Here is a 23058-nt window from a genome sequence, read left to right as displayed (position 1 = left end):
TCTATCCGTTTTGTCATCTGGCTGACGACATTCTGTCGTAAGGAAATCGAAGGAAAACACCTATAATGGTCAAGTCTCAACCAATACTGAGATACCTCAGGCGGATCATTCCCGCAGTAGCACTCGCAACACTTTTATCAGCATGTAGCAGTACCCATAACGGTCAGAACGCGAATAACGAGAATCATGAAGTTAACAACCAGAATGGTTTTTTACTTCAAGCGTCTCAGGACGAATTTGAACAAATGGTGCAGAACGTGGACGTTAAGTCCCGCATCATGGAACAGTACAGTGACTGGAAAGGTGTACGTTATCGCTTAGGCGGCGACACCAAACGCGGCATTGATTGTTCTGCTTTTGTTCAGCGCACCTTTCGCGAGCAGTTCGGTTTAGATTTGCCACGTTCAACGTCAGAACAGCAAGACACCGGTAAAGAAATTTCACGCAATAAGTTGCGTGCAGGTGACTTAGTGTTGTTCCGCGCGGGTTCAACCGGTCGTCACGTTGGCATCTATCTCGGTAACGATAATTTCGTTCACGCGTCTACCAGCAGTGGCGTCATGATTTCCAGTTTAAACGACAGTTATTGGAAAGCACGTTACCGCGAAGCGCGTCGGGTTTTAGCTAAAAATCCGAGCTAACGAACACCTTTGAAGATCCTCTCAGCCAGAGAATCAGAAAACGCTGCCCCGGCAGCGTTTTTTTTTGCCTAACGCTTTTTAACTCAAATCCAACGCATAAAAAGTAATTGAGAATCAAAAATATAACGAGACTTTATTTGCTGACTCGTTATATTCTCGTTGACTTCCTGATACCCAAACATCGCGCTGCAAACGCCGTTTTTACCACGGCCGCAAGAAGAAAAATGGGTAGCGACTAAAGCGAAAAACATAATAAAAATGGCAAGACAAGGGGAATGCACTCCATGCCACTGTCGGGGACGCTGAAACGTCATGCAAGCTATTCACGCCGCATCGCCTGGAGTAGCGCGATCGTAGGCGCGGTATTTTTTCTTCTATTCGTTACTGTGCTGTTAACTTTGACCTGGCAGAAGCGCACCCAGCAACATGAACAACTGTTAGCGCAAAGCCGGGACGATTTACAACAGGTCATCTCAACGCTATCGGATACGCTTTATCCCCTGCAGCAATACACACAATTTAGTTGCAACAGCGTTGGTCGCGAGCTGACATCACGGGCTGCGTTCGCTGGGAATATTCGCGCTATATTGCTGGTTCGCGACAGCTACGCGTACTGCTCCTCGGCAACCGGTGCCTTCCTGCTGGCCGCCAACGATATTTCTCCTGAATCTGAACTGGAACGCGATCGCGATATGCGTTTGCTGGAAGGTACACCGTTGCAGCCGACCAAACCGGCGCTGGCGTTATGGGTGAAGAATCCCGGAGCGGAAGAGACCGGCATTCTCGCTACCATGAATATCACGCTCACGCCTTATCAGCTGCTGGCTTCCTACCATCCGGAAATCACCGGAATGGCGTTGGTAATGGGCAACAAGGCGCTGCTGAGCAACAGCAATCAAGTGGTAAACCGCAGTGATTTACCTGTTCCGCTGCGTGAGATCGCCTTTAACAATAGCCCCCTGCATTTTTTACTGTTTGGCACCACCTTAGCGCCACGCGATTATCTCCTTGCTCTGCTAACCGGTCTGCTGTTCTCGTTATTCGTCACGGCATTGAGTTGGCTCTTGCTAACAAGACATCAGCGGCCGGGCAAAGAGATCATGCTGGCCATTAAACAGGGCCAGTTCCACGTCGAGTACCAGCCGTTAGTCACCGCGCATGACGGCCAGCCATACGGCGTTGAAGCCCTCCTCCGCTGGACACATCCGACGGAAGGCATGATCCCACCCGATGTTTTTATCGGTTATGCGGAGACGCAGAATCTGATTATTCCGCTCACTCAGCACCTTTTTACGCTGGTCGCGCGCGATGCTCAGTTTCTCCATCAACAGCTACCGCAGGGCACACGTCTTAGCCTTAATCTTTCACCGCTACACCTGGCCTCAGAAAGTTTTCGCCGCGATGTAGAGGAGTGGATGAACACCATGCCCGCCGGGCATTTCAACTATGTTTTTGAAATCACTGAACGCACCATGGTGAGAGAAAAAAACGCGGGAGAAATCTTCGCCTGGCTGCACGCAAACAACGTTAAGATCGCCATTGATGATTTTGGCACCGGTCACAGTGCGCTGATTTATCTGGAAAAATACCCGTTCGATTATCTAAAAATCGACAGAGGTTTTGTGCAAAGCATTGGCACTGAAACCGTCACCTCTCCGGTTTTGGATACCGTGTTGCTGCTGGCAAAAAAGCTTAATCTGAAAACCGTGGCGGAAGGCGTAGAGACGGGCGATCAAGCGGCGTGGCTGGTGAATCGCGGCGTAACCCATTTGCAAGGTTACCTGTTTAGCCGCCCGTTAAGGCCGGAAAATCTCATCAGCTATTATCAACGCCAGCGGGCGCTGAGTTAACATCACGCGAACCCCATGAAACTGCTACCATAACGTGCGGATTACCACAGGAGATCGCCTCACTTATGCTGCTGCGTCTTATCACAGCGTTGTTGGTTTGTAGTGCTATTGCGCCGCTGCAGGCCGCGACCATCAACGAAAGCTATGCCTTCGCTAAGCTGGGCGACCCCAAATATGCGGTGAATTTCACTCATTACGATTACGCCAATCCCGCAGCGCCTAAGGGCGGCAAAATCACGCTGGCCGTGGTCGGTACTTACGACAACTTCAACCGTTTCGCCTCGCGTGGTAATCCAGGCATTGGCACCGATACGCTCTACGACGGTCTGTTTACCACTTCTGACGATGAACCGGGCAGCTACTATCCGCTGATTGCCGAATCAGCGCGCTACCCAAGCGATTATCGCTGGATGGAAGTGTCGATTAACCCCCATGCGCAATTTCAGGATGGCACCCCCATCACCGCGCAGGATGTGGCGTTTACGTTTCAGAAGTTTATGACCGAAGGCGTGCCGCAGTTTCGCGTGGCGTTTCGTGGCGTAGAAGTTAAAGCCCTGAACCGTCTTACCGTGCGCATCGACATGCCCAAAGCGGATAAAGATCGGGTGTTGAGCTGGCTGACGCTACCGGTCTTGCCGGAGAAGTTCTGGCAAAACAAAAAGTTCAATGAACCCATTGGCTATCCGCCGCTTGCCAGCGGCCCCTATCGCGTGACGTCTTACAAATCGGGTCAATTTATCCAATACAGCCGGGTAAAGGATTACTGGGCCGCCAACCTGCCGGTTAACCGCGGGCGTTTCAATTTCGACACGCTGCGCTACGACTATTATCTGGATGACAACGTCGCCTTTGAGGCTTTCAAAGCTGGCGCTTATGATTTGCGCGAGGAGAGCTCGGCAAAAAAATGGGCCACGCAATATCGCGGCCGCAATTTTGCCAGTCACGCTATCGTTAAATCGACGATCCCAAACACCGTCTCTACCGATACCCGCTGGCTGGCATTTAATAATGAAAAACCGCTGTTCGCCGACCGCCGCGTACGTGAAGCCATCACGCTAGCGTTCGATTTTGAGTGGATGAACAAAGCGTTATTTTATGGCGCCTATAAACGGACTGACAGCTATTTCCAGAACACCGTCTACGCGGCAAAAGGTTATCCAAAAGCTGAAGCGTTAATATTGCTGGCACCGTACAAAACGCAATTGCCGCCGCAAATCTTCACCAATGAATATGCCCCGCCGCGCTCTGATGGCAGCGGGTTCGATCGTGGAAACTTACTCAAAGCCATGAACCTGCTGAAAGAGGCTGGCTGGCAGATTAAAAATCAGCAGTTGGTGAACGTCAAAACGGGCCAGCCGTTCCACTTCGAATTGCTGATGCGCAGCGGCACGCAAAATGACTGGGCGCTGCCTTTCCAGCACAGCCTCGAACGGCTGGGCATTCAGGTTTCGCTGCGCCAGATTGACAGCTCGCAATATTTACGGCGTTTACGTGAAGGTGATTACGACATGATCCCGTCACTCTATTACGCGATGCCGTGGCCCTCGACCAGCTTGCGGACTATCTGGCAATCGGAGTTCATTGATTCTTCATGGAATACACCGCGGGTGAAAGATCCCATCGTTGACCACTTTGTACAGCAGATCGTTGATCATCAGGGCGATGAGAAAGCGCTGCTGCCGCTTGGTCAGGCACTGGATCGCATCCTGCTGTGGAATGCCTATATGATTCCGATGTGGTACAGCGCCGAAGATCGTATGGCTTACTGGGACAAATTCTCCCATCCCGAGATTAAACCTGCGTTTGCTACCGGTCTGGAAAACTGGTGGTACGATGTGAACAAAGCCGGACGATTGCCGGCCGATCGACGCTGAGGAGCGCAGTTTGGCAGCCTATTTTTTACGCAGGTTACTGCTGATCATCCCCACCTTATGGGCGATTATCACCCTGAACTTCTTTATTGTGCAGATCGCACCGGGCGGCCCGGTAGATCAGGCATTGGCCAACGTGCAGTTTGGTCACAGCACCGGCATTCCCGGCTCTGGCGGCAGTGATAGCGGCACGCGCGGGGCCTTGCTACGCGATAATCCCGGCGATAGCCAGTACCGCGGCGCGCGCGGCCTCGATCCGGAAGTGATTGCAGAGATTAAACATCGCTACGGCTTCGATAAACCGCTCTTGCAGCGTTACGGTGAAATGCTGTGGAACTACATTCGCTTTGATTTTGGCGACAGTCTGTTCCGTAGCGCCTCGGTGCTGCAGCTGATCAAAGAGAGTTTGCCGGTCTCGATAAGTCTTGGTTTGTGGAGCACGATAATTATTTATCTGGTATCGATTCCGCTCGGCATTAAAAAGGCGGTACGCAACGGCAGCCCCTTCGATATCTGGAGCAGCATCTTTATTATCATCGGTAATTCTATTCCAGCATTTCTGTTCGGCATCATGCTGATTGTCCTGTTCGCGGGCGGCAGCTATTTCGACTGGTTCCCACTGCGCGGCCTGACCTCTCCGCAATTTGATACGCTGCCCTGGTATAGCAAAATCACCGATTATCTTTGGCACATCACGCTGCCGGTGCTGGCCACGGTGATTGGCGGTTTCGCCACGCTGACCATGCTGACCAAAAACTCGTTTCTCGATGAGATTCGTAAACAATATGTGGTTACCGCGCGTGCAAAAGGGTTGGATGAAAAGCGGGTGCTGTACGGTCACGTGTTCCGTAATGCCATGCTGCTGGTGATTGCCGGCTTCCCCGCCACCTTTATCAGCATGTTTTTCACCAGTTCGGTGTTGATTGAGGTGATGTTCTCACTCAACGGTATGGGCCTGCTCGGCTATGACGCCACCATTCAGCGCGATTATCCGGTGATGTTCGGCACGCTGTATATTTTCACGCTAATTGGTCTGCTCATGAACATTCTCAGCGATCTCACCTACACGCTGGTCGATCCGCGCATTGATTTTGAGGGACGCTGATGCGTTTATCTCCTGTAAACCAGCAGCGCTGGCAGCGTTTTCGTCATAACCGCCGTGGTTACTGGTCGCTGTGGATTTTCCTGATCATTTTTGTTCTGTCATTGGGTGCCGAGTTGCTGGCCAACGACAAACCGCTGCTGGTGCACTATCAGCAACGCTGGTATATGCCGCTGTTGTTCAACTACAGCGAAAGTGATTACGGCGGCGATTTCGCCACCCCCGCTGACTATCAGGATCCGTGGCTGAAACAGCGTATTGCTCAGCAAGGTTGGGCGATTTGGGCACCGATTCGCTTTGGCGATAGCACCATCAATTTCGCCACCGATGTGCCCTTCCCTTCCCCGCCTTCCATGCAAAACTGGCTGGGTACCGATGCCAACGGCGGTGATGTGCTGGCGCGTTTGCTGTATGGCACGCGCATCTCACTGCTGTTTGGCATTCTGTTAACGCTGTTTTCCAGTGTGATTGGCATCGTGGTGGGGGCAGTACAGGGCTATTTTGGTGGACTCATTGATCTGATCGGCCAGCGCCTGATTGAAGTGTGGTCCGGCATGCCTTCGCTGTTCTTGCTGATTCTGCTATCCAGCGTGATTCAGCCCAATTTCTGGTGGCTACTGCTGGTCACGGTGGTGTTTGGCTGGATGAGTCTGGTAAGTGTGGTGCGCGCCGAATTTCTGCGCACGCGTAATTATGATTATATTCGTGCCGCACGTGCGCTTGGCGTTAGCGACAGCCGCATTATGCTGCGTCACATGTTGCCCAACGCCATGGTGGCAACGCTGACGTTTCTACCCTTTATTCTCTGCGCTTCAATCACCACCCTGACATCGCTGGATTTCCTCGGCTTTGGTTTGCCGATCGGGTCGCCGTCACTGGGTGAGCTGCTGCTGCAGGGAAAAAATAATTTACAGGCACCGTGGTTAGGCCTTGCCGGCTTTTTTGCCCTCGCCCTGCTACTGTCGCTGCTGATTTTTATTGGTGAAGCAGTACGCGATGCTTTTGACCCGAGTCGAGGACGCTAAATGAGCCTGTTAACGGTTAATCATCTGGCGGTGGCATTTGGCGATCGCCGCGTAGTGGACGATATCTCGCTGCGTATCGATGCGGGCGAAACGTTGGCGCTAGTGGGGGAATCCGGCTCAGGGAAAAGCGTCACTGCGCTGTCGATCATGCGCTTATTGCCGCAGCCGCCGGTCAACTATCCGCAGGGTGAAATTCTGTTCAACGGGCAGGATATTTTGCAGGCCAGCGAGCGCACGATGCGTGGACTGCGTGGCAACCAGATGGCGATGATCTTTCAAGAACCCATGGTATCGCTCAATCCGTTGCACAACGTGGAAAAGCAGCTGTACGAAGTGCTTTCTGTGCATCGTGGCATGCGTCGCGAAGCGGCACGCGGAGAGATGCTGAGCTGCCTCGATCGCGTTGGCATCCACAATGCGGCATCGCGCCTGCAGGATTTTCCGCACCAGCTATCAGGCGGCGAGCGCCAGCGTGTGATGATCGCCATGGCGTTACTTACCCAGCCGAAGCTGCTGATTGCGGATGAACCGACCACCGCGCTGGATGTCACGGTTCAGGCTCAGATTTTGCAGCTGCTACGCGAACTGCAGCGTGAACTGAATATGGGCATGCTATTCATTACGCACAACCTCAACATTGTGCGCCAGCTGGCGCATAGCGTTACGGTGATGCGCAATGGGCGCACCATCGAACACAACCGCTGCGATTTACTGTTAAGTCAGCCGCAGCAGGCCTACACCCGCGAGCTCCTGGACGCAGAACCGGATGGTAGACCGGTGCCGCTGAACAATGCGCAACCGCTGCTGCAGGTGAAAAACCTGCAGGTTGGCTTCCCTATCCGTCGTGGCCTACTGCGGCGTACCGTAGCGGAAAAAATGGCGCTGCAAGATCTTAGCTTTACGCTACGCCGGGGTGAAAGCCTTGGACTGGTAGGAGAATCGGGATCCGGCAAAAGTACCACCGGTCTGGCTCTGCTGCGTTTGATTACCGCACGCGGAGAGATTTGGTTTGAGGATCAGCCGCTGCATCAGCTCTCACCGAAACAATTGCTGCCGCTGCGCCAGCGCATCCAGGTGGTGTTCCAGGATCCTAATTCATCGCTCAATCCGCGTATGACGGTGCAGCAAGTGATTGCCGAAGGGTTAGCGGTGCATCGTCCTGAACTCAGCGCGGCCGCACAAGAAGAAAAGGTGATTGCGGTGATGCAGGAGGTCGGGCTGGATACCGATAGCCGTAACCGCTATCCCGCCGAGTTTTCGGGTGGCCAGCGTCAGCGTATTGCCATCGCCCGGGCGCTGATTCTTGAACCCCAGCTTATTGTGTTAGATGAACCGACTTCTTCACTCGATCGTTCCGTGCAGAAACAGATCCTGACCTTGCTGCGCCGCTTACAGCAGCAGCATCAGCTGGCTTACCTGTTTATTAGCCATGATTTGCAGGTAGTACGCGCACTCTGCCATCAGCTCATTGTGCTGCGGCAGGGCGAGGTGGTGGAACAAGGTGACTGCGATACGCTGTTTAATGCACCAACGGCTGAATACACACGCCAGCTATTGGCTTCCGCACAGGGTAAAGACATCAATTAATGACCATCGAAGGTTTCAGCAATGGCGACGCCCTGATTTTTCAGGCAGCAATTGGTCGCGCTTTCATCATCACGCCGAATCAGTAGACACGGCTGCCCTTCACACTCGGCGATTTTGCACTCGACCTGAATTTGCGCCAGCGTTTCTTGCAGCTGGTGCAGAATTTCCAACGCCGGATGACCATCGTGGCTGAGCAGACGCAGCACCACTAAATCCCCGGCATGCACGCCATCCGCCGTTTCCTGACGCTCTATTTCACCTACATGATCAACCGACCAGCGATAATGTTGTGGCAAGCGATGCACAACAGAAAGTTGCAGCATAGTTATACGGCCCCCAGAGACGTTTACTTTATTCACGACGACGGCATAACGCGGTGAATCCCAACCTGGTTAGCTCAGAATGCGGACTTGGTTTGCCTTCTTGTTTTAAGCACAAAGCGTGTAGCTAATAGATAATTTGCGAGGCTTCTCACATTTAGGCCTATGTTTACCCTGTTCAGCCGCCGTTAACAATCATTTTAGACGCAATGTCGTTACTTTTTTATCTATAAATTTTCACATTACGGAAACATTAAGCATAACGAATGAATGGGGATTCGCGAGCGGTGAGATGAGATTTGAATAAATACCAGGTCGTCATAAATGACGACCCTACGGAAAAGGTTGGGATTTCAGGCATGTAGGGTCGCCATTCATGGCGACCGCAATAACTTAAACCGAATGATGCGGGCGTGATGCATAGGTAAACAGCACAATTGAAACGGTGGCACACAGCGCGATGGTAGCCACCATTGGCCAGGCGCTGTTAATACTCACCAACGACAGCAGTGCCCCGACTAATGCGCCCACGCCAAAGCGCAGCGTACCGGCCAGTGATGAAGCGGTGCCGGCCATATGCGGGAACTCATCAAGAATCACCGCCATCGCATTCGACGATACCGTCGATACGCAGCCAATGAACATCGCTACACCAAACACCAGCGAGAGGAAACCTAAATCCAGCGCGCTAGAGATAAGCAGCCAAACGCCCATGGCGAACTGAATCACTAGCCCAAGGCGAAACATTTTCAGCGGACCAAAGCGGCGCACCGCGCGGCTGTTGATCAATGTCATCACGAATAAGAACACCACGTTCAGACCGAAGTAATAGCCGAAGTTTTGTGGCGAAACGTGATTCACTTCGATGTAAACGAAGGGGCCGGCGTTGAGGAAGGTAAACAGACCGGCAAAAGAAAATCCGCTTGCCAGCATATAGCTAAATGCGCGCTTATGGCGCACTAACGCCACGAAGTTGCTCATCGTCGTCCGCAGATGAAAACGCTGGCGCTGCTCGGGCTTCAGCGTTTCACGGATCTGTGTCACCACCAGCACCGTCGTAATCAGTGCCGCACCTGCCAGCGTCCAGAAGATCGCGTGCCAGTTCCACAGCAGTAGCAGCCAGCCACCGATGATCGGCGCCAGCAGCGGCGCGATGGTGGTGACCAACATGACAAACGACATCATGCGCGAGAAGTCCTCTTTCGAGTAGGTATCGCGCATCAGGGCGTTGATCACCACGCTGGCTGCGGCAGCAGATAAGCCGTGCAGGAAACGCATAAAGATCAGCTGATCGATGATTTGTGATAACGCGCAAGCCGCTGCGGCGCAGGCAAAGATCAGCGTTCCCAGCACGATCACCGGCTTACGTCCATAGCTGTCCGCCAAAGGCCCGTATACTAACTGGCCGATGGCAAACCCGAGGATGTAAAGGTTGAGCGTCATCTGTACGCTGCCAGCCGATACCGCGAATTCGCGGGCGATTTGCGGCATTGCTGGCAGATACATATCGATAGAGAGCGGCATCAACATCGCCAGCAATCCGAGAATGATCACTAAGCCAACCGGTGAATTCTTTTCCTTACGCACCGCGTTCTCCTGCTATTTACGTTGTTTAAGCTCTTCAGGCAGGCCGATGCTATCAACCTCTTCCTGGGTCAGCTCGCGATATTCACCTTCACCGAGATCGTCATCCAGTTCGATGTCACCGATGCGTTCACGATGCAGCGCTGAAACGTGATTACCCATCGCAGCAAACATGCGTTTGACCTGATGATAGCGCCCTTCACTGATCGTCAGACGCGCGGCCTTCTCATCAAGAATCTCCAGCACCGCCGGTTTGGTGAGATCTTTTTCATTGTGCAGCTGTACGCCCGCCGCAAATTTCTCCACCAGGGAAGGATCGATCGGCTCTTCCACTTCCACCAGATAGGTTTTTTCAAGGTGATGCTTTGGTGAAGTAATACGGTGCGACCATTGCCCATCATCGGTTAACAGTACTAAACCGGTGGTATCGATATCCAGGCGCCCTGCCGCATGCAGCTTGAACGCCGCCGGCTCTTCAATGAAGAACAGCACGGTAGGATGATCGGGATCGTCGGTTGAACAGACGTAACCCTGCGGCTTGTTCAGCATGAAATAGCGCGGGCCTTGCTGTACCACCAGCGGATTGCCGTCATATTCGACTTCATCGTCTGGCAATACTTTGTAAGCCGCATCGCGGACCACTTCGCCGTTGATCGTGACTTTTTTGGCGCGGATTTCGCGTCCAGCGATAGCACGGCTGACTTCCAGCTGCTGAGATATGAATTTTTCGAGTCGCATGAATTCGTTTTGCCTGTTACTGCGGGGAAACTGAAACGGTGTTTTGTCCCTGAATAAGGTGTGGGCAGTATAGCGGGAACCCGCTGCGGCTAACAGAGGCGATCCTGCGTTTCAGCTGCTTTCATGACATAATGCGCGCCCGTTCCAGAAAAAAGTTTGCCCCGATGTCATTCACTCTGCGCCCATACCAACAAGAGGCGGTTGACGCCACCCTCAACCATTTCCGCCGTCATACCACGCCTGCGGTGATTGTGTTGCCGACCGGTGCGGGAAAAAGCCTGGTAATTGCTGAGCTGGCAAGGCTGGCGCGCGGACGTGTACTGGTGTTGGCCCATGTCAAAGAATTGGTGGAGCAGAACCACAGCAAATATCAGGCATATGGCCTGCAAGCGGATATCTTCGCCGCCGGTTTACAACGCAAACAAAGTGAAAGCAAAGTGGTATTTGGCAGCGTGCAATCGGTAGCACGTAATCTTGATCGCTTCGACAGCGCCTTTTCACTGGTGATTGTTGATGAATGTCATCGCATTAGTGATAACGAAGAGAGCCAGTATCAGCAGCTGTTCGCTCATCTGCGTCAGCACAATCCCAGCCTACGTTTGCTGGGATTAACCGCCACGCCCTTCCGCCTCGGTAAAGGCTGGATTTATCAGTTCCACTATCACGGCATGGTGCGCGGTGATGAGAAAGCGCTGTTCCGCGACTGCATTTATGAGCTGCCGTTACGCTACATGATTAAACACGGTTTTCTGGTGCCGCCGGAGCGGTTGGATATGCCGGTGGTGCAGTATGATTTCAGCCGGTTGATTCCACAAAATAACGGCTTGTTTAGTGAAGCCGATCTTAACCGCGAGCTGAAACAGCAGCATCGCGTGACGCCACATATTATCCGCCAGATCGTGGAGTTTGCTGAGGACAGGCACGGCGTAATGGTGTTTGCTTCCACTGTGGAACATGCGCGAGAAATTCTGACGCTGTTGCCAGAGAACAGCGCGCTGGTGTCGGCGGAAACCGCGGTGAAAGATCGCGATCGGTTGATTGGCGAGTTCAAAGCGCAACAGCTGAAGTTTCTGGTCAACGTGGCGGTCCTGACTACCGGATTTGATGCACCGCATGTTGATCTGATCGCGATTTTGCGCCCCACCGAATCGGTAAGTTTGTATCAGCAAATTGTTGGTCGCGGCCTGCGGCTCTCGCCCGGCAAAACTGATTGTCTGGTGCTCGATTACGCCGGTAATCCGCACGATCTTTTCACGCCGGAAGTGGGCGCACCAAAAGGCGCCAGCGATAATCAGCCGGTGCAGGTTTTTTGTCCCGCTTGCGGTTTCGCCAATACTTTCTGGGGCAAAGCAACGGAAGATGGCCACATCATTGAGCATTTTGGTCGCCGCTGTCAGGGTGTGCTGGAAGATGATGAAGGCCAGCGCGAACAGTGTGACTATCGTTTTCGTTTTAAAAGCTGTCCGGATTGCGGTGCCGAGAATGACATCGCCGCCCGCCGCTGCCAGCAGTGCGACAAAATTTTGGTCGATCCTGACGATATGCTGAAAGCCGCGTTGAAGTTGAAAGATGCGCGCGTACTGCGCTGTGCCGGCATGACGCTGGAACAAGGACGCGACGACAAAGGCGAATGGCTTAAGGCCAGCTATTTTGATGAAGATGGCACCAGCGTAAGCGAGCGTTTTCGCCTGCAAACGCCGGCGCAGCGTAAAGCTTTTGAGCAAGTGTTTATGCGTCCGCATCAGCGCGCGCCAGGCGTGGAACTTGGATGGCAAACCGCTGCCGATGTCATGGCGCTGCAACCCTTGCTGCGCCATCCCGATTTTGTGGTAGCACGTGCGAAAGGCCATTTCTGGCAGATCCGTGAGAAAATGTTTGATTATCAAGGACGTTATCGTCGCGCCAACGAACTGCGCTGAGCGGCGGAATCATTTGCCCCTGCCCCCCCTTTGGGGCTATAATGCCGCCCGCTTTTGCATCCGTAAAAGCAGTTTGAATAACCGTCCTGTTGCTGGGTCGCCTGTAGCAGGAATTATTGAAGAGATATCAAATGTTCACTATTAACGCTGAAGTACGTAAAGACCAGGGTAAGGGTGCGAGCCGCCGCCTGCGTGTAGCAAACAAATTCCCAGCCATCATCTATGGCGGTAATGAAGCACCAGTTGCTATCGAACTGGACCACGACGCCGTAATGAACGTGCAGGTTAAACCTGAGTTCTACAGCGAAGTGCTGACCATCGTTGTTGATGGTAAAGAAGTGAAAGTTAAAGCTCAGGCGGTACAGCGTCATCCGTTCAAGCCAAAACTGCACCACATCGACTTCGTTCGCGCTTAATCGCTGAATGAGTTGTTGGTAGAAGGGTCGGTTGCGAAACCGGCCCTTTTATTTTGTCTAAAATCCACCGTTAAAACCCCGCGTTTACCCCTCCTCCCCGCTTAATTCTTTGAGACGTTTCTGCGTAAGCTTTGCGCGATTACATGAAACTATGACGCCTTTCTTCGTGACTTTAGGGAATTATGAGAAAGGGAATTCATGTGAAAAAAGCCAACATCATCTCTTACGGCACGCTGTTTATCTGCCTGTCTTCCTCAGCAGGCGTTATGCGGCATGACACCAATGTGCAGGACTATCGCGACTTTGCGGAAAATATGGGCAAATACCGCGTCGGGGTGAGTAATATTCCGGTTTATAAAAAAAATGGCGAGCTGGACGGCTATCTTGATTTCCCGATGCCGGACATGAGCAGTGTATCTCGTCGGGGTTATGCGGTGTTAACGGCACCGTCTTATATGATGAGCGCGCGCCATGTAAAAGACTTGACCAGCGTTTTTTTTGGTGGCCCGTCAGAATATGCTCAGCGCTACCATTTTATTAATCGCAACGCCGTATATGACGCGATTGATCAGGACTTCATGTTTCCACGCCTGAATAAGGTTGTAACGGAAGTCGCACCTGTTGGACGCGTAGAAAACAGTGAATTAAAGGCAGGCCATGGGACACGATATACCGCCTATGCTCGCGTTGGTTCAGGAGGTATGGTTCAGATTAATGACGACTTAACGGATGTTAACCAAATCTCAGGCGCATACAAATGGCTTGCAGGAGGTGTTATTAATCCGGCTGTCGTCGAGTTCACAAAGAATTACTTTTATTACAAGCAGTACGCCCCTGGTAGCCCACTATCGACGCCACTCTCTATTACTACCCAGCCCGGTGATAGTGGTAGTCCTGTCTACGTTTATGATTCATTCGATAAACAATGGAAATTAGCAGCTGCCCATTCTGGTAGTAGATATGGTAGCCCCCCCTATACCAGGGAGTCTTATGCTTCATTAATCCCTGATGATTTTTTCGATAAAATTGTGGCAGATAATATTTCACCCGATGTAACTGACATTGCAGGTGCGGGAAATATTGTCTGGGATCCCGCATCAATTAATCAGGGAGATCAAAACTGGAGCTGGCAGGGTTTGGACGGAAAATATCGTCATCTTGCTCCGGTTAATGCCAGTTTCGATGAGCTTGATGCCAGCAAAGATATCCGCTTCAACGGCGCGGGCGGTGACATCATCCTGAGCGATGCCGTTAATCTCGGTGCTGGCAAGCTACAGTTCTCAAATAACTACACCGTGAAATCAGCGGAGGGCGCTACTGCCACCTGGGTTGGCGGCGGTATTGAAGTCGACGCGGACAAAAAGGTGCTGTGGCAGGTCAATGGCCTTGCCGATGATGACCTGCATAAAATTGGCGCTGGTACGCTGCACGTCAACGCCAAAGGCAAAAACCAAGGCGGCCTCAACGTCGGCGACGGCACCGTCATTCTCGATCAGCAGGCCGACGATCAGGGCAATCAGCAGGCTTTCTCACGAGTGATGATCGTCAGCGGCCGCCCGATGGTCGTTCTCAATGGCGATAACCAGGTTGCAGGTGACGATATTTTCTTCGGCTATCGCGGCGGCAGGCTCGATCTGAACGGCCACGACCTGACGATGAAAAAAATTAACCACACCGACAGCGGTGCCACGCTGATAAACCAGAGCGCCGATCGCGCTGCCAGCCTGACGCTGACCGGCTTCAAACCTGCTGATATCACCATTCAGGAGTGGGATTCCGCCACCCATGCGGGCACTATTGGCGATATTTACGAAGACTGGAACGACCGCTCGCAGCGCATTGAATACTTCCAGCTTAAAACCAGCACCTACAGCTGGTTCCCGACCAATCAGCAGGACAATAGCTACTGGAAATATATCGGTTTTGACGCAGAAGAAGCGCGAGCCTACCGCGCCATGCAGTTCAATAATCTGGTCTACCGCGGCTATATCGGCTCTTACGATCCGGACGGCGTCAACGGCCAGTTTAACTTTGATTTCTCACCGGAAATGTCTGCTGCCAGGCTGGCGCTGACCGGCGGCAGTAATATCAATGGCAACATTAATGTGAATAACGGCACGCTGCTGCTCTCCGGCCAGCCGGTACCGCACGCCGGCGGCCTGATCATCGATGACGACTGGTACACCTCAACCTTTATTGCTGACAACATCGTCGCCGCCAGTAACACGCGGCTGCAGGTGGGCGAATACGCGCAGGTGAAAGCCAACATTCAGGCCGGTGACAACAGCCAGGTGCTGCTGGGTTACCAGCCCGGAGCGGACGATCAACACCAGATTTTACGCTGCGTTTCGCCGGTACAGAGCACTGCAACCTCCTGCGAAACCGCAGCGCGTGATGCAGCAGCGTTACGCGCCCTGCCCGCCAGTACGGTACACGGCGATATCACTCTGGGCGACCAGGCTGAACTTCATCTCGGTAAGGTCGACTTACGTGGCCGCATCACCGACCGGAATACCGCGCGGGTTACGATGTCGGGTGAAACCTTCTGGAACCTGACGGGCGACAGCCGCATGCAGCGCCTCAGCGCGCCGCAGGGCGGCATTATCTCGACGCTCGCCGATGACGATAAAACCTGGCAGCCTAAACAGCTGTGGGTAGAAGATCTGTATGCCAACAACCTGCAGCTGGGTTTTGGTATTGCCCCGCAAACCGGCATCAGCGACAGCCTGTACATTGATAAATCGGCGCAGGGCGCTGGCAACACGCTTGATCTCGGCTTTATGCTCGGCGAAACCTTCCCGGATAAGGTTCCGAACCAGATCGTATTGCTGGATGCGCCGGCCGGCACCGCGCATGACTACTTCACCCTGCCGCCGATCGGACGGGGATTCTCCCTCTACACCCCGGACTATCAGGTCATTGAGGACGCGGGCCGCGTGAAGTGGATCATCGCGAAAACGCCGGTGCCGGTGATTGATCCCGTTCCGGTGCCGACGCCGGATCCAGTGGTCGACCCGACTCCGGATCCAAAACCCGAACCGGTTATCGATCCCGTACCCGAGCCGGGTAAACCGGAAGACTGGTTTATCATCAGCGATAATAACGGTCTGCTGCACAATACCCGCGCGCTGCTGGCGTCACGACAGTATCTGTTCAGTGAAATTACCGCTTCACTTAACGATCGCGCGCAAACGCTGCATGGCGATGTGCAGATGCACGGCGTCTGGGGCGGTTATAGCTATAACCACGGCGGCGTAGCGGGCGTTAACATTCAGCAGCAGGCGTTTGAACTGGGCGCAGATAAACAGGACGGCGCGTGGCGGTATGGCCTGATGGCCAGCCATGGTTTGGGTAGCGCGAAAGGTGCGGGCTCGATTAAAAATCAGCTCAGTACTTTCGGCACCTATGCCACCTGGCTGGCAGATAGCGGCTGGTTTACCGACCTGGCGGCACGCTATATCCACCTGCGTCAGGATTTAAAGCTGGATCCGGCGCTGGAGGTACAAGGCACGCAGCGCACCAGCCAGATGCTGGCGGCAAGCGCAAAAGCGGGGCGTGAAATCGCGCTGTTTGATGATTCCTTCACCTTCTCACCTTACCTGGAAACCCGCGTCGGCTATCTGCCGGGCTATCAGCTGCAGGGTTACGATGCCGATATCGCATTAAGCAGCGCCACGCCGTGGTCGGTATCACCCGGCATTGCACTGAGAAAGCGTGGTCTGGGTTCTGTGCTGCCAGAGGTGTCACTGTTCGCTGATATCAGCAAGCAATATTCGCCGGGCAGCAGCAGCTCAACGCTGACGCTTGCAGACAGCCACGCCAGCCGCGTCTACAACGCGTGGAGCGACAACCGCTATCGCCTGCATGTAGGATTTGAGGGGCCGATCAGCGATAACTGGTCATTGCAGGTAGGGGTGAAGCACAGTGCAGGCGGAAAGTATCAGACCGACACCGCACTCAACGGTTCGCTGAACTATTCTTTCTGATCAGAAAGTCCTTATATAAAAAAGCCGGGCAACTCTCTGCCCGGCTTTTTCATTTATTTGCTGCTGGTTCGACGCTGCAACTGATCGCGCAGATTCGGCGGCGTACCTTTGATCGTCAGCGTATCGGTCGCTGGGTCCCAGAAAATACGTTCGCCAAGTAACATCGCGTCAAAGTTCAATGTTAATCCACCGCCGCTGCCCGCAAATTTGGTCAACTGGCGCAGCGTGCTGCGATCGGCCGGGAAGGTTTCTTCCAGCTCATACCCTTGTTCCTGGGTGAAGGCCTGGAAAGTTTTTTCGCCGAGCGGCGGTAATTCACTGGACAGGTCTTCCAGTGCAATCTCTTCGCCCGCCTGCAGTTGCTCATTGCAGTAGCTGTAAACCTGCTGACGGTAATTCTGACGCTCATTTTTATCGAGGTCCGATTCCGCGCAATAATCATCCACCGCTTGCAGCAAGCCGCGGTTTTGCGCTTTGGTATCCAGACCCACACTCGCGCCGAGGAAATCCATAAAGAAATCCGCCACTTTGCGCCCCACGCGGCCACGCAGGAAGGTTAAATAGCGGGTAGATTCCGGATTGGTTTCCCATTCGGTAAGGTCGATACGCGCCACGATATCCGCATGGTTGATATCGAGATAATGGGTGCTGCTGATATCAAGCTGCTCGTTCACGCGCATGCTCGACTGGCTGTTTAATACCGCGACCAGCAAATACTCCACGGCGAGATAGCGATAGTGCAGGAACAGCACCACGCCACCTTCCGCAAACGGATATTTGCTCAGTTCATCACGCAAGCGACCGGTGGCCGCACGGCTAAATGCCAGAAAGTCATCCTCCCCTTTGCGGCAGTTACGCAGCGCATCCGCCAGCTCGCTATCTTGGTTAAACAGGCCGTAAGCTTTGCTTTTGGCGCTGTAAACCCGATGCAGCTCTTCCGCCATCTCTTCAACCGCCCGGGTAGCTGGCAGCAAGGTGTCGCGCAGTACCAGTTCCAGCTGGTTTTCATCACGTTTAACTAACTGATGCAGGGCAATCTGGTCGATATCCAGACTCATGGTAGACTCTCCTTTTAGCTCAGGCGCGTATTCAAACACCGCCCGCTGCTGCTTTCAACTACCAGCACAAACTGATCGCTCTGCTTGCGATAAAATTGCGGAAAAAAGTGCGTTGTTACGGTAATATACCGCCTTTTCACCCTTGATTAGACGACGATATGCCACAATCATCCCGTTACAGTGACGAACGCGTGGAAAAGCTCCTCGCAGAGATGGCGCAGATTCTTGAGAAAGACAAAGCGCCAACCGACCTTTCCCTTATGGTATTGGGTAACATGGTAACTAATTTGATCAATACCAGCGTTTCACCGGCTCAACGCCGCACCCTGGCACGATCTTTCGCGGAAGCATTACAGTCTTCCGTACGCGACGACAACGCTCATTAATATGCAGATTTGACCTCATAATATGGTAACCAACCGGCAGCGCTACCGCGAAAAAGTCTCCCAGATGATCGGCTGGGGGCATTGGTTTGCCCTGTTTAATATTATCTTCGCGTTTATTTTAGGCAGCCGCTATCTGTTGGTTGCCGACTGGCCCGCGTCGCTTGCGGGCCGCATCTATGCCTATACCAGTTGGATCGGCCACTTTAGCTTCATCGTCTTCGCCGGTTATCTGCTGATCATTTTCCCGCTCACCTTTGTGGTGATGTCACAGCGCTTGCTTAGGGTGCTATCGGCGATTATCGCTACCGCCGGATTAACGCTGATTATGGTCGACAGCGCGGTCTTCAGCCGCTTCCACCTGCACCTTAATCCGGTGGTGTGGGAGCTGGTGATCAACCCGGACCAAAGCGAGATGGCGCGCGACTGGCAGCTGATGTTTATCAGCGTGCCTCTGATTTTTCTCGTGGAGATGCTGTTCGCCACCTGGAGCTGGCAAAAGCTGCGCAGCCTCAATCGGCGTTCGTTCGGTAAGCCGCTGGCCGCTCTGTTTATCAGCGCCTTCTTCGCCAGCCATTTGCTGTATATCTGGGCCGACGCCAATTTCTATCGTCCCATTACCATGCAGCGCGCCAATCTGCCGCTCTCCTATCCGATGACCGCGCGTCGCTTCCTTGAACGCCACGGCTTGCTGGATGCGCAAGAGTACCAGCGCCGTCTGGTGCAACAGGGCGATCCGGAAGCGCTGTCGGTGCAGTATCCGCTCAGCGACATTACTTTCCGTGATGCTGGCACGCGCCATAACCTGCTGGTGCTAACCGTTGACGGTCTGAATAACGGTACGCTGGACAAAGCGCTGCCATCACTCAATCAATTTGCCAGCGAAAATGTGCGCTTTACGCAGCATTACAGCGCCGGGTTGCAGCCGGAAAAAGGCCTGTTTGGCCTGTTCTACGGCATCTCTTCCAGCTACATGGATGGCGTACTGGCATCGCGTATGCCCTCCGCTCTGCTGAATGCTTTGAATGCACAAGGTTATCAGTTCGGCTTGTTCTCTTCGGATGGCTTTAGCCAGCCGCTTTATCGTCAGGCGTTGTTAGCGGATTATTCGCTACCGCAGGCCGACACGCAGCCGAACAGCACCACGGTAACGCAGTGGCAAAACTGGCTTAACGGTCAGAAAGCGAACGGTACACCGTGGTTCTCATGGATTGCCCTGAACGGTGTCACCATCAACGGCGATAACGTGAAGGCGCGTCAGCGCAGCTATCTACGTCAGGCTGGCGGTGTTGATGAGCAAATCAATGCCGTGCTGCAAACGCTACAACAGCGTGATTTGTTGAAAAATACTGTGGTCGTGATTACCGCGCAACGTGCCGTCAATCCGGATAGCAATGATGACAATCCAGGCAATCGCGCCACGCTACAGGTGCCGCTGGTGGTGCACTGGCCGAATACGCCCGCACAAACCATCGATCGTTTAACCGATCAGCAAGACGTCATGACCACGCTGATGCAGCGTCTGCTGCATGTGCGCACTAATCCGTCCAACTATTCGCAGGGTGAAGATCTGTTTGCCGCGCAACGCAGCCATGATTGGGTTGCCAGCAGCGAAGACGGCAAGCTGGTGGTGACCACGCCGACGGTAACGTTAGTGCTGAATAATAATGGCAGCTATAGCGCATACGATATCCACGGCAAACGGCTGAAAGATCATAAGCCACAGCTGGCGCTGCTGTTACAGGTATTGACTGAAGAGAAGCGATTCATCGCAAACTGATTAATAATGAGGCAGTTAAATGCTGCTCATATTGCAATCGTGCGAAGAAACAGTAATATTCCATCACGTTCGGCACGTAGCGCAGCCTGGTAGCGCACGGTCATGGGGTGTCCGGGGTCGGAGGTTCAAATCCTCTCGTGCCGACCAAATTATCCCAACGTTTTGTCTGGTGAAGTCCAGAGAGAACCATAAAAAACAGTTGAAACAGTAGGTTGTAGCAACCTGCTGTTTTTCTGTTGTCTAGTAAAATCCAGATTGATACAGTGGAATCCACCTGATTTAGGCATACCCTTGGGCATACGTTTCTAAAACTGCCTTTATGATATGCCTAAGCCCTCTTAGGGACAGAATGGAGATTACGTATGGCAAGACAGACTAAGCCCCTAAACAATACCGAAGTGAAGAATGCCAAAGCTCCTGAGCGAACATTAGTTCTTTATGACGGAGACGGTCTGGAACTGCAGGTAACTACCGGAGGCTCAAAACTCTGGCGGTTTTGTTATTACAAACCCTTCACTCGCAAACGAGCCATGATCAGCTTCGGTTCTTACCCCTCTGTTTCGCTCTCTGAGGCTCGTCAGAATCGTGAAGCAGCCCGCTCTCTTCTCAGTAAAGATATTGATCCCTAGGAGCATAAGCAGGCAGAGCAGCTTCGTCAGAAAAGTGTGAGTGAAAGTACTTTTGAAAAAGTTGCAGCGGAGTGGTTTAAGACCAAAGAAGCAGCCGGATTAGCAACTCACACACTCAATGATATCTGGCGTTCAATGAGTAAATACGTGTTTCCTCATATTGGCTCTATGCCTATTTCCGTCATTACTGCCCAACAGTTCATTGGAGCGTTAGAACCTACTCACGTAGCTGGCAGACTCGAAACCGTCAAACGGTTGAGTCAGCGTATTAATGAGGTTATGGATTATGCTCTGAACTCTGGTTTAGTCAGTTCAAACCCAGCTGCAAAAATCGGTAAGACTTTTCATAAGCCAAAGGTAAAACACCGCCCTGCCCTTGCGCCTGAACAACTTCCCCTCCTTATGAAAGCTCTCGCATTTGCAAGTATTGGCAGACAGACACGCTGACCTGCCCCCAGGATTAAATACAAAACTCAGTTAGTAATGTCGGATCCTTCACTCTCAGAATTACCCTTTCTCCAGCCCGCTGCAAATTCAGACAGCGTCTGATAATTCAGCGTGGAGTGCGGGCGACATTCGTTATAATCCTGACGCCATTCGCTGATGGTTTTCCTGGCATGACTGACGTCGCTGAACCAGTGTTCATTCAGGCATTCATCGCGAAAGCGTCCGTTAAAACTCTCAATAAATCCGTTCTGTGTCGGCTTGCCGGGCTGGATAAGTCGCAGCTCCACTCCATGCTCAAAGGCCCACTGATCGAGCGCGCGGCAGGTAAACTCAGGGCCCTGATCGGTTCTTATCGTAGCCGGATAGCCGCGAAACAGCGCAATGCTGTCCAGAATACGCGTGACCTGCACGCCTGAAATCCCGAAGGCAACAGTGACCGTCAGGCATTCCTTTGTGAAGTCATCGACGCAGGTAAGGCACTTGATCCTGCGACCAGTAGCCAGCGCATCCATGACGAAATCCATCGACCAGGTCATGTTGGGCGCCGCCGGGCGGAGCAGCGGCAGACGTTCTGTTGCAAGCCCTTTACGACGACGTCTGCGTTTAACGCCCAGCCCGTTCAGATGATAAAGACGGTACACGCGCTTGTGATTAACCAGAAGCCCTTCACGGCGCAGCAGCTGCCAGATGCGGCGGTAGCCAAAACGCCTGCGCTCCAGTGCCAGTTCAGTAATGCGCCCTGATAAATGGGCATCAGCCGCCGGACGCTGAGCGTCATAGCGGCAGGTCGACAGGGACAAACCAGTCAGCCTGCAGGCTCGACGTTGCGACAGACCCGTCGCTTTACACATCACTACAACAGCTTCCCGCTTGTGGTCTGTCGTCAGTACTTTCGGCCCAACGCTACCTGTAATGCTTCCTTATCCAGCATAGCTTCTGCAAGCAACTTCTTGAGACGGGCGTTCTCTTCTTCAAGCGACTTAAGGCGTTTTACTTCAGGGACTTCCATGCCCCCAAACTTCTTACGCCAGGTGTAAAAGGTTGCGTCAGAAATAGCATGCTTACGGCAAAGCTCACGGGCGGAAATGCCAGCCTCGGCCTCGCGGAGAATACTGATGATCTGTTCGTCAGAAAAACGCTTCTTCATGGGGATGTCCTCATGTGGTTTATGAAGACATTACTAACATCGCGGTGTGTTAATCAACGGGGAGCAGGTCAGAAGCGTACCGCACCTGACTCGTCTGCTTTTATGCCTTTCACGCTCCGCCATTGCGGAAGTGCTGTTTTGATTGACTCTGCAATTTCGTCGTCTGTACCACTGGCAAGATCGATTTCCAGAAGAACTGTTTTCTCACATATTGCTGACATGACAGTTGAAACATAAGCATCGTGTTGAGGCAAGTTAACACCATACTCGTCACTTCCCTGCTCCCAAGAGATGAGATTAACTCTCAATGCGGTTATGCTGAGTTCAGCAAGCCTTGTTATATCCGTAACAAAGATATGAGGGGGACTCTGAAGGGTGTGGTCATCTTCCATGTAGTCGAGTTGTTCAGATCTGAATAACATGGGCTTTCCGTTGAAGATTTGTCTCATGTATCCCCCAAGCCCGACCTTTTCTTCTTCAGTAGGCCATGGCTTAAAAAGGAGCGCTCTTGCCCAAAAGCGTGATTTCTTCAAATCTTTTGTAGTTTTCAATGTCCAGCCATGTTTTGACGGCTT

19 protein-coding genes and 1 tRNA gene are annotated in these 23058 nt (G+C 52.9%); 14 read left to right on the top strand and 6 right to left on the bottom strand.

Annotated features, from left to right (window positions below):
* Window positions 1-65 precede the first annotated feature (65 nt).
* The 6 genes from mepS (at window position 66) to yejF (ending at window position 8076) form a co-directional block, all read left to right on the top strand.
* Window positions 66-641, top strand: coding sequence for a bifunctional murein DD-endopeptidase/murein LD-carboxypeptidase (mepS, locus tag CRO19_RS15655; RefSeq protein WP_097096639.1), 576 nt, complete (start codon window positions 66-68; stop codon window positions 639-641).
* Window positions 642-925: 284 nt separating this feature from the next.
* Window positions 926-2491: a cyclic di-3',5'-guanosine monophosphate phosphodiesterase PdeN gene (pdeN, locus tag CRO19_RS15650; protein ID WP_097096638.1), complete on the top strand. Its 1566-nt coding sequence runs from the start codon at window positions 926-928 to the stop codon at window positions 2489-2491.
* A gap of 65 nt (window positions 2492-2556) precedes the next feature.
* The gene (locus tag CRO19_RS15645; RefSeq protein ID WP_097096637.1) at window positions 2557-4365 is read left to right on the top strand and encodes an extracellular solute-binding protein; all 1809 of its coding nucleotides are present in this window, start codon (window positions 2557-2559) and stop codon (window positions 4363-4365) included.
* A 10-nt stretch (window positions 4366-4375) separates the two neighbouring features.
* The gene (locus tag CRO19_RS15640) at window positions 4376-5467 is read left to right on the top strand and encodes a microcin C ABC transporter permease YejB (protein WP_097096636.1); all 1092 of its coding nucleotides are present in this window, start codon (window positions 4376-4378) and stop codon (window positions 5465-5467) included.
* Entirely contained in the window at window positions 5467-6489 is a 1023-nt protein-coding gene (locus CRO19_RS15635) for an ABC transporter permease (RefSeq protein WP_097096635.1), read from the top strand. Before CRO19_RS15640 ends, CRO19_RS15635 begins: the two co-directional genes overlap by 1 nt.
* On the top strand, window positions 6490-8076 hold the full coding sequence (gene yejF, locus CRO19_RS15630) for a microcin C ABC transporter ATP-binding protein YejF (RefSeq protein ID WP_097096634.1): 1587 nt from the start codon (window positions 6490-6492) through the stop codon (window positions 8074-8076).
* On the opposite strand, the gene CRO19_RS15625 is transcribed toward yejF, so the two are convergent.
* The 3 genes from CRO19_RS15625 to rsuA all read right to left on the bottom strand — a co-directional run bounded on the left by CRO19_RS15625 (window position 8073) and on the right by rsuA (window position 10718).
* Complete coding sequence (locus tag CRO19_RS15625; protein ID WP_097096633.1) at window positions 8073-8399, bottom strand: YejG family protein; 327 nt, start codon at window positions 8397-8399, stop codon at window positions 8073-8075. The two genes, yejF and CRO19_RS15625, sit on opposite strands and share 4 nt — an antisense overlap.
* 390 nt (window positions 8400-8789) lie before the next feature.
* A complete protein-coding gene (locus CRO19_RS15620) occupies window positions 8790-9983 on the bottom strand; it encodes a Bcr/CflA family multidrug efflux MFS transporter (protein ID WP_097096632.1) in 1194 nt (397 codons plus the stop codon).
* A 12-nt stretch (window positions 9984-9995) separates the two neighbouring features.
* On the bottom strand, window positions 9996-10718 hold the full coding sequence (gene rsuA / locus CRO19_RS15615) for a 16S rRNA pseudouridine(516) synthase RsuA (RefSeq protein ID WP_097096631.1): 723 nt from the start codon (window positions 10716-10718) through the stop codon (window positions 9996-9998).
* Between the two features lie 164 nt (window positions 10719-10882).
* On the opposite strand from rsuA, the gene radD reads away from it, so the two are divergent.
* From radD to CRO19_RS15600, 3 genes are all read left to right on the top strand, one after another.
* On the top strand, window positions 10883-12637 hold the full coding sequence (gene radD / locus CRO19_RS15610) for a DNA repair helicase RadD (RefSeq protein ID WP_097096630.1): 1755 nt from the start codon (window positions 10883-10885) through the stop codon (window positions 12635-12637).
* A gap of 131 nt (window positions 12638-12768) precedes the next feature.
* The gene (gene rplY / locus CRO19_RS15605) at window positions 12769-13053 is read left to right on the top strand and encodes a 50S ribosomal protein L25 (RefSeq protein WP_097096629.1); all 285 of its coding nucleotides are present in this window, start codon (window positions 12769-12771) and stop codon (window positions 13051-13053) included.
* Between the two features lie 200 nt (window positions 13054-13253).
* The gene (locus tag CRO19_RS15600) at window positions 13254-17039 is read left to right on the top strand and encodes a S6 family peptidase (protein WP_320204488.1); all 3786 of its coding nucleotides are present in this window, start codon (window positions 13254-13256) and stop codon (window positions 17037-17039) included.
* Window positions 17040-17092: 53 nt separating this feature from the next.
* Here the strand turns inward: CRO19_RS15600 and yejK are convergent, their stop codons facing one another.
* Entirely contained in the window at window positions 17093-18097 is a 1005-nt protein-coding gene (yejK, locus tag CRO19_RS15595) for a nucleoid-associated protein YejK (RefSeq protein WP_097096627.1), read from the bottom strand.
* A 158-nt stretch (window positions 18098-18255) separates the two neighbouring features.
* Here yejK and CRO19_RS15590 point away from each other — a divergent pair, with 158 nt between their 5' ends.
* The 5 genes from CRO19_RS15590 to CRO19_RS15570 all read left to right on the top strand — a co-directional run bounded on the left by CRO19_RS15590 (window position 18256) and on the right by CRO19_RS15570 (window position 21336).
* Window positions 18256-18483 (top strand): YejL family protein, encoded by a 228-nt coding sequence (locus CRO19_RS15590; protein WP_007889427.1) that lies wholly within the window; start codon window positions 18256-18258, stop codon window positions 18481-18483.
* Window positions 18484-18505: 22 nt separating this feature from the next.
* Window positions 18506-20260, top strand: a complete 1755-nt coding sequence (gene yejM, locus CRO19_RS15585) for an LPS biosynthesis-modulating metalloenzyme YejM (RefSeq protein WP_097096626.1) — start codon at window positions 18506-18508, stop codon at window positions 20258-20260.
* Between the two features lie 70 nt (window positions 20261-20330).
* Window positions 20331-20407 (top strand) — tRNA-Pro (locus CRO19_RS15580).
* 215 nt (window positions 20408-20622) lie between these two features.
* Window positions 20623-20889: an integrase arm-type DNA-binding domain-containing protein gene (locus CRO19_RS15575; protein WP_097096625.1), complete on the top strand. Its 267-nt coding sequence runs from the start codon at window positions 20623-20625 to the stop codon at window positions 20887-20889.
* Window positions 20890-20925: 36 nt separating this feature from the next.
* A complete protein-coding gene (locus CRO19_RS15570; protein ID WP_320204487.1) occupies window positions 20926-21336 on the top strand; it encodes a tyrosine-type recombinase/integrase in 411 nt (136 codons plus the stop codon).
* A gap of 26 nt (window positions 21337-21362) precedes the next feature.
* On the opposite strand, the gene CRO19_RS15565 is transcribed toward CRO19_RS15570, so the two are convergent.
* Both CRO19_RS15565 and CRO19_RS15560 read right to left on the bottom strand, forming a co-directional pair.
* A protein-coding gene (locus CRO19_RS15565; protein ID WP_097096624.1) for an IS3 family transposase occupies window positions 21363-22483 on the bottom strand; the annotation gives its coding sequence in 2 pieces (ribosomal slippage) (window positions 21363-22225 and window positions 22225-22483; 1122 coding nt in all).
* A gap of 68 nt (window positions 22484-22551) precedes the next feature.
* Entirely contained in the window at window positions 22552-23034 is a 483-nt protein-coding gene (locus CRO19_RS15560) for a DUF6387 family protein (protein ID WP_141400244.1), read from the bottom strand.
* Window positions 23035-23058: the final 24 nt, after the last annotated feature.

It is taken from the genome of Candidatus Pantoea floridensis, from assembly GCF_900215435.1.
Classification (GTDB): Bacteria; Pseudomonadota; Gammaproteobacteria; order Enterobacterales; family Enterobacteriaceae; genus Pantoea; species Pantoea floridensis.
Note: the sequence above shows the minus strand (reverse complement) of the source record. Positions and strands in the feature narration are given on the sequence as shown.